Source organism: Pseudomonas asturiensis, assembly GCF_900143095.1.
Classification (GTDB): domain Bacteria; phylum Pseudomonadota; class Gammaproteobacteria; order Pseudomonadales; family Pseudomonadaceae; genus Aquipseudomonas; species Aquipseudomonas asturiensis.
The window spans coordinates 129,360-136,166 of sequence record NZ_FRDA01000016.1 but is presented as its reverse complement, the minus strand read 5'-3'; the positions used below and the strand labels follow the sequence as shown (position 1 = coordinate 136,166).

The following is a 6,807-nucleotide window of genomic DNA, read 5'->3' as shown; positions in this document are numbered from 1 at the left end:
AAATCGGAAAAGCTCATCTGGCTCATGGGCGGCTCGGATCAGGTGGTCAGGCGTATTTCAGCACATCTTGGGACTTGTTCGGAGATTCCCTAAGCGACCCTTTGCAGCCGCTTTATGGACCTTGAGTTGGGGCCAATCATCGAGCATCGCCACATGCTGCCACCAAACGTCGGTGGGCAGAAATCGCTCCCCTACGGCCCCGGCACCAAGGGCGTCTATGAGATATCATGCGAGTTAAGAGCCAAAGCAAGCCTCGATTATCGCTAGGCTGAGCAGAAAGAGAACATGTAATGAATCTGAGCAGTACCATCAAGTCCATCCAGGACATTATGCGAAAAGACGATGGTGTCGATGGCGACGCCCAGCGTCTGGGCCAGCTTACCTGGATGCTCTTCCTCAAAGTATTCGACCAGCGTGAAGACGAGTGGGTAAAGGAAAATCCAAAATACCTATCCCCTGTACCCACACACCTGCGCTGGCGTAACTGGGCTGCCTCCAAAATTGAGGTAGATGGTAAAAAAGTACCGCAGAAAGTGGCTAATGAGATCATCAGCTTCGTCAATGGCGACCTTTTTCCGACGCTCAAGGAGCTCGACCCCAGCGTCAGCGCTCACCACAAGGTGATCCGCAGCGTTTTTGACGATGCAAACAACTATATGAAGTCGGGCGCTCAACTGCTCGCTGTGATCGAAAAGCTGGAAGAGACAATCCATTTTGACGATTTCAAGTTGCGAGCTCAACTCGGAGATGTGTACGAGCACCTGCTGAATGATCTTAGGGGGGCGGGCAACGCAGGCGAGTTCTACACCCCACGTGCTATCACTCGGTTCATGGTAGATCGTGTCAATCCGAGTTTGAAAGGCGAAGAGGTGGTACTTGATCCAGCTTGCGGAACGGGTGGGTTCCTCACCGCGACTATTGACCATCTGCGCCATCAGCGAACCTCGAAATCGGGGACCAAAGAGCACAGGGCTATAGAAGCAGCTATTCGAGGCTTTGAAAAAAAGCAACTGCCTCACCTTCTTTGCACCACCAACATGCTGCTGCACGGCATCGACGTACCTAGTCAGATCGAGCACAGAAACACGCTGGGTATTCGCTGGGACGATTGGCGCGATGAAGACCAGGTGGACTGTGTAATCACCAACCCACCCTTCGGCGGCTATGAGGACGACGGAGTTGGTGGCAGCTACCCAGTAGAACTGCGCACTCGTGAGACAGCCGATATGTTCATGGCGCTCATTATCAAGAAATTGCTAAGGGAGCGTGGCCGAGCGGCAGTGGTGCTTCCTGATGGGTTCCTGTTCGGTACGGGTGTCAAAGATACGCTTAAGGAACTGCTGCTCCGCGACTGTAAACTGCACACAATCGTCCGCTTGCCCAAGGGGGTCTTCGCGCCTTACACAACCATCAAGACCAACCTGCTGTTCTTCACCAAGGGAACGGCGCTCGACGAAGGTACAGAGCACTTTCACACCGACACTATCTGGTATTACGAACATCCCTACCCGTCGGGCCACAAGAGCTATAGCAAGACCAAGCCCATTCGCTTCGAAGAGTTTCAGCCGGAGATTGCATGGTGGGGCAAGGAATCCAGCGATTTTTCCGACCGGGAAGAGAATGACTTCGCCTGGAAAGTGGACTTCAAAGCCAAGCGTGAGACGGCGAGGGATGCAGCAGAGAAACATTGGCATCGCGCAGAGGCCCGGAACCTCGAAGCCGCTAGGCTGGAAGACCGTGTGCGCGATCTGCGCGACTCTATCAAAGGCTTGAGCGACTCAGCGCAGCGCACAATGGCTGAAGACGATTCCGAAAATCTGCGTACCAAGGCCGATGAACTACGAATGCAAGCTCGCGATGCCCAGGCGACGGGCGACCGGCTTTATTGGGCGATTTACAACCTGGATCTGAAAAATCCCAAAGCGCCGGTGGACGAAAATCATGACCCTGACGTTCTACTGGACAAATACAAGATTCTCCTAGGGCAGATCGAGGAGACTGAGAACCAATTGAAAAGCGAGCTGGCCGCCGCGTTGGCGCATAACTTCGTCAGTAAGGATTCCTGATGAATGCGCAGCAGTTTTTGGCTGAGTTTGGCCATATCGCAAATGCCCCGGGAGGTGTGGCTCGGCTTCGGCAAATGATTTACCAGCTAGCAGTCACGGGCTCGCTTACGCAGCGTGGCTCTATGCAGGAAGACGTGTCGACGCTACTTGACGCTATTAGGGCAGAGCGAGAACGCTTAGTAAGCAAGAACAAGTACAAACGGATGCTAAAGCTGGAAGCGGAGCCTATTCAGCCTCCCCACGGTTTTGTGCTGCCCTCCACATGGAAGTGGTCGAGATTACTCGACATAGGCGAAATCAACCCACGTAATGAAGCTGCGGACGACCAGCTGGCAGCCTTTGTTCCAATGAGCGGCATACCTCTGTTGCATAAAGGTTCTGTCGTTGCGCAACAGAGGCGGTGGGGCGAGATCAAGAAAGGCTACACACACTTTGCCAACGACGATGTAGTGCTGGCCAAGATAACCCCATGCTTCGAGAACGGCAAAGCTGCTGTCATAACCTCCTTGCCTGCCGACTCAGGCATCGGTGCCGGCACGACGGAACTACAAGTTTTCCGACCGATCCATGCGGGCATCCTGCCTGGCTATGTCTACCTGTTTCTGCGTTCCCCTCTCTTTACCGTTCAAGGTGAGAAAAGCATGACAGGTACCGCCGGCCAAAAACGCATTCCCACTGACTATTTTGCTACGCGCGCAGTTCCGTTGCCGCCAACGGAAGAGCAGCATCGAATTGTCGCCAAAGTTGATGAATTAATGACTTTTTGCGACCGGTTGGAAAAACAGCAACAATACCGACGAGACCTGCAAAACACATTGCGTCAATCCGTGTTGCTAGCCATCGCTAATGCCCAGAGCCCGTACGAATTGCAAGAGAGCTGGAGGCGGCTCGATATCAACTTTGAATATTTATTTAGCGAGCCAAAGGACGTGGAGGCCGTGATCGCAGAGCTGAAAAATCTGGCTGTCCGTGGACTGCTTACCAACATCTCAACGACACGACCGGATTTGATTCGAATTAAGTTGGATTGCGACGAGCTGCGACGGCAATATATCGATGCAGGCATAACCCGCAGGCAGAAGTTAGTCGATATCGCGAAAAATGAGGCGGCATATCCGGAACACTGGGGCATCGTTCCGTTCGACGAGGTCGCGATAGTGATTGGTGGGGTGACGAAGGGGCGGAATCTTCGCGACCGGAAAACTATTTCTTGCCAGTATTTAGCGGTGGCCAATGTTCAACGCGGTTACTTCAAGCTCGGTGATTTAAAGTCAATTGAGATATCAGCGGACGAACTGCCGAAGTACGTGGTTAAGGAAGGAGACCTCCTCATCACTGAAGGAGGAGACTGGGACAAGGTCGGGCGCACCTCAATTTGGAGCGGGGATATAGCCAACTGCGTACACCAAAATCATGTCTTCAAAGCGCGAATTCCGAGCTCGCTACTAAAAAACGAATGGGCAGAGTTAGTTTTCAACTCGGGGGTTGGTCGTGATTATTTTGCTCGAGCGTCTAAACAGACAACCAATCTTGCATCAATAAATATGACGCAGCTTCGCAGCTTTCCCCTTCCTATTCCCCCTCTGGACGAACAAGAACGCATACTCTCTGCGCTTTATACGCTGACAGCTAAATGCGTGGAATGGTTGAGCCAGCTGAAGCGGAAGCAGGACCTATCTGTACTGCTGGCCAACTCGACCGTTGCTGCGTTTACTGGTATCGCTATCGATCAAGAAAAGGATTTAGCTGTGAAGGTACCGCAAACCGAATTAATTGCACCGCTACGTCTTGGCACGACGCCAGATACTAATGCCCAGGCCCCACTCGCGGCGCTTTTGGCTCGCGACAACGGTGAGATGTCCGCTCTTGCTCTATGGCAACGCTTTGGCGGCGAAATCGACGCCTTCTATGCTCAGCTAAAGGTCGAGGTAGCTTATGGCTGGATTGACGACCCCAGTTACGTGCTAGACGAGAATGCCCCTGAAAGCCCAAAAAAGTACCCAAATGGGGCACAGGTCGCCAAAATGAAGATCAAAGAGGGCGTTTAAGTTGCAGCTTCTATACTTAAGCATTCCGAACTTTCGTAACTTGCGCGGTGTGGTTATCGAGTTTGAGACGCATCTGACGGTTATGCCCGGCGCGACAGCCGATGCAGTCCCACGCCCGATTCGCAGTCATGCTCTGATCGGACAGAACGGCACAGGCAAGTCCAATCTAATTGAAGCGCTGATCACCATCTTCCGCGATATCGATCTTGATAGGGAAGCCGCATTCGACTATACGCTTGAGTATCAAATTCGAGACCATATCGTAAGGATTGAGGCGGATACCGCCAAACAGAAGCGCCCCTACGTATGGGTAGATGGCGACCGCGTCAATCAAAATTATCTCAACCAGAACGACCCACCTGAAAAGTCCCCCCGCGATGAGCGACGCGGCCCCCGGCTGCTACCAACGCACATCTTTGCCTATTACTCTGGTCGTAACGAACGTATAGAGGCATTGTTTCAGGAGCATCAGCGCCGCTTCAACCAGCTGCAGGAAATCACTACTGAAGAGGTTATATCTGAGCAGCTGCTGGAGAACTTCACTGCCAGCGAAGCAGACATCCGCGCAGTAGAAGAAGCCAAACGATTACGCGAGTCTCGTCAGAGACAGTTGGGTGATGATCGCCTGCGCCGTCTACTTTACTGCCGAGGTGGTCACAGCCAGCTCGTGCTGCTGGCCTGCCTACTATCCGATGACCCAGTTTTCAAGAAGGTTTTGAACAACCTGCACATCGAAGCGCTAGAGTCAGCTCTGTTCGTACTAAAAGAGCCCTATCGTCTACGCCAAAAGCGCATGGGAAGTAAGTTTGACGAGACTGATTTAAACGAAGGCGACCCGCGCTTTTGGTTTGCTCGCGGAAATGTAGTAAGTGAGTTTCTTGAAAAACTTTGGCAAGTTTCTTGGGCGCCAATCGAACGGGAGGTCTCCAAGCAAATTGATTTTCGCGGGCGCACCGAGAGGCAAAACCAGCTCTATCTGTTCGTACCTAACAACGCCAAACTCCAGCAGTTGGGACAGCTGATGGGAGGGAGTGACAACTTCTTCCGCTATTCCGAAGGTGCTTACATTGGGGATTTGATCGACGAAGTACGCATCACGGTTAAGCGGAGCGACGCGCACGGCGGCAAGGTCAGCTTCACACAGCTATCCGAAGGCGAGCTGCAAATGCTAACAGTGCTCGGACTAATGCGCATCACACGCGAAGACCATTGCCTGTTCTTGCTCGACGAACCCGACACACACCTGAATCCAATCTGGAAGCTGCGCTACTTCGACGATATTGAAGGCGTATTGGGGACCGAAGAAGATAAGCAGACAAGGGGAAACTCGCAGATCCTAATCACCACTCACGACCCAATGATGGTTGGCGGGTTACGTCGCGAGCAGGTGCTCATCCTTAGTCGACAGGGGCATCATTCAGTGGTGGAAAGACCGCACGAGCATCCGCAAGGCATGGGCGTAGCGGGCCTGTTAAAAAGCGAGCTGTTTGGCCTCCCATCCACGCTGGATCAGCAAACCCTTGACGACCTTCAACGGCGTAATGATCTACTAGCTAAGAAGGCAAGCGAAGGTTTGACGAGCGCCGAATCAGATGAGTTGGTGCGCCTTCGCCTATATCTAGAAGAGCTTGGCTTTTCACGCGAATACCGCGACCCAATGTACCAACTATTTGTGCAGAAGATGTACGAGGCTAGGTCGCAGCCCATTAACAAATTTCTGACTCCTGCGGAGTTAGCTGAGCAGGTGGCTATGGCCGAAGGCATCGTTAAGGAATTAATCTCCAAGGAACGTAAGGACGAGCTTTCCGAGCTTGCCAAGCTGTTGAAGCAAGGAAGTGATTAACCTATGCGCAAGATCAAAATACCCGATGGCCAAACCCCGCCACAAGATTGGTTGGAGGAAGCCTCGCGCATAACTTCTGCCTTAGCCAGTGCAGAGAGCGATGAAGAGCGCGATAACCTCATAGAGAAGCACGCGACGCTGTGGCGCGACGACCGCATTCGAAACTGGCTGCTGGGACTGTTTAACAACAAATGCTGGTATACAGAAGCTCAAGAGTCCGTATCGGCCTACCACGTCGATCACTATCGCCCCAAAGGTAGGGTAAATGACATCGCACGCACCAAACCCGAATCCGGCTACTGGTGGCTGGCTTTTGACTGGCAGAATTACCGAATATGCGGCCAACTTATCAACGTTAAGAAGAGCGATGTTTTTCCGCTTTTTGAGGGCGATAGGGCTACACATGGCACGCCCAGCAGCTTGCGTTTGGAGGCTCCTTTCATAATTGACCCATTAACTGATGATGCCAGTCTGATCAGCTTCGAAATGGACGAGGACGGCTGCAGAGCAGTGCCTATGCCAGGTGCTGAAGAAGATGACTGTGCTCGTGTAGCTGCCACTATTGAGATCATAGGACTCAATCGTTTGGATAGGTTAAATCAGAAAAGGGCAGAGGTATGGCGTGAATGCCAAGAAAAGCTGAGTAGCTATAACGCTGCGGCGGGAGAGCCACTGGTATTGCGATCGCTGCGCCGCGCCATGATCGTTGAGGATCTCAGAAAGCGGGTGCGATATCAAAGTGAGCTTTCGTCCGTAGCAGAAGCATGCATACGAAAATTGGGCTCAGAAGTCGTGAGAGCGAAAGTTCACGGATAAGGGAGGCGTGCATGGCAAAGCTGATACTGCAACG

General features: G+C 52.5%; 4 protein-coding genes. All 4 read left to right on the top strand.

Annotated features, from left to right (window positions below):
* Positions 1-290: 290 nt before the first annotated feature.
* Genes BUB69_RS23050 through BUB69_RS23035 form a run of 4 tightly spaced genes read left to right on the top strand, consistent with a single transcriptional unit; the run spans position 291 to position 6,773 of the window.
* Complete coding sequence (locus tag BUB69_RS23050) at positions 291-2,066, top strand: N-6 DNA methylase (RefSeq protein WP_073171019.1); 1,776 nt, start codon at positions 291-293, stop codon at positions 2,064-2,066.
* A complete protein-coding gene (locus BUB69_RS23045) occupies positions 2,066-4,114 on the top strand; it encodes a restriction endonuclease subunit S (RefSeq protein ID WP_073171016.1) in 2,049 nt (682 codons plus the stop codon). Before BUB69_RS23050 ends, BUB69_RS23045 begins: the two co-directional genes overlap by 1 nt.
* A 1-nt stretch (position 4,115) precedes the next feature.
* On the top strand, positions 4,116-5,957 hold the full coding sequence (locus BUB69_RS23040; protein ID WP_073171013.1) for an AAA family ATPase: 1,842 nt from the start codon (positions 4,116-4,118) through the stop codon (positions 5,955-5,957).
* 3 nt (positions 5,958-5,960) lie between these two features.
* Positions 5,961-6,773, top strand: coding sequence for an HNH endonuclease family protein (locus tag BUB69_RS23035; RefSeq protein ID WP_073171010.1), 813 nt, complete (start codon positions 5,961-5,963; stop codon positions 6,771-6,773).
* The last annotated feature ends 34 nt before the right edge of the window (positions 6,774-6,807 follow it).

Bases quoted from the DNA above. Each gene is read 5' to 3' on its own strand.
- BUB69_RS23035 (WP_073171010.1), top strand. From the start codon at position 5,961: ATGCGCAAGATCAAAATACCCGATGGCCAAACCCCGCCACAAGATTGG.
- BUB69_RS23050 (WP_073171019.1), top strand. From the start codon at position 291: ATGAATCTGAGCAGTACCATCAAGTCCATCCAGGACATTATGCGAAAA.
- BUB69_RS23045 (WP_073171016.1), top strand. From the start codon at position 2,066: ATGAATGCGCAGCAGTTTTTGGCTGAGTTTGGCCATATCGCAAATGCC.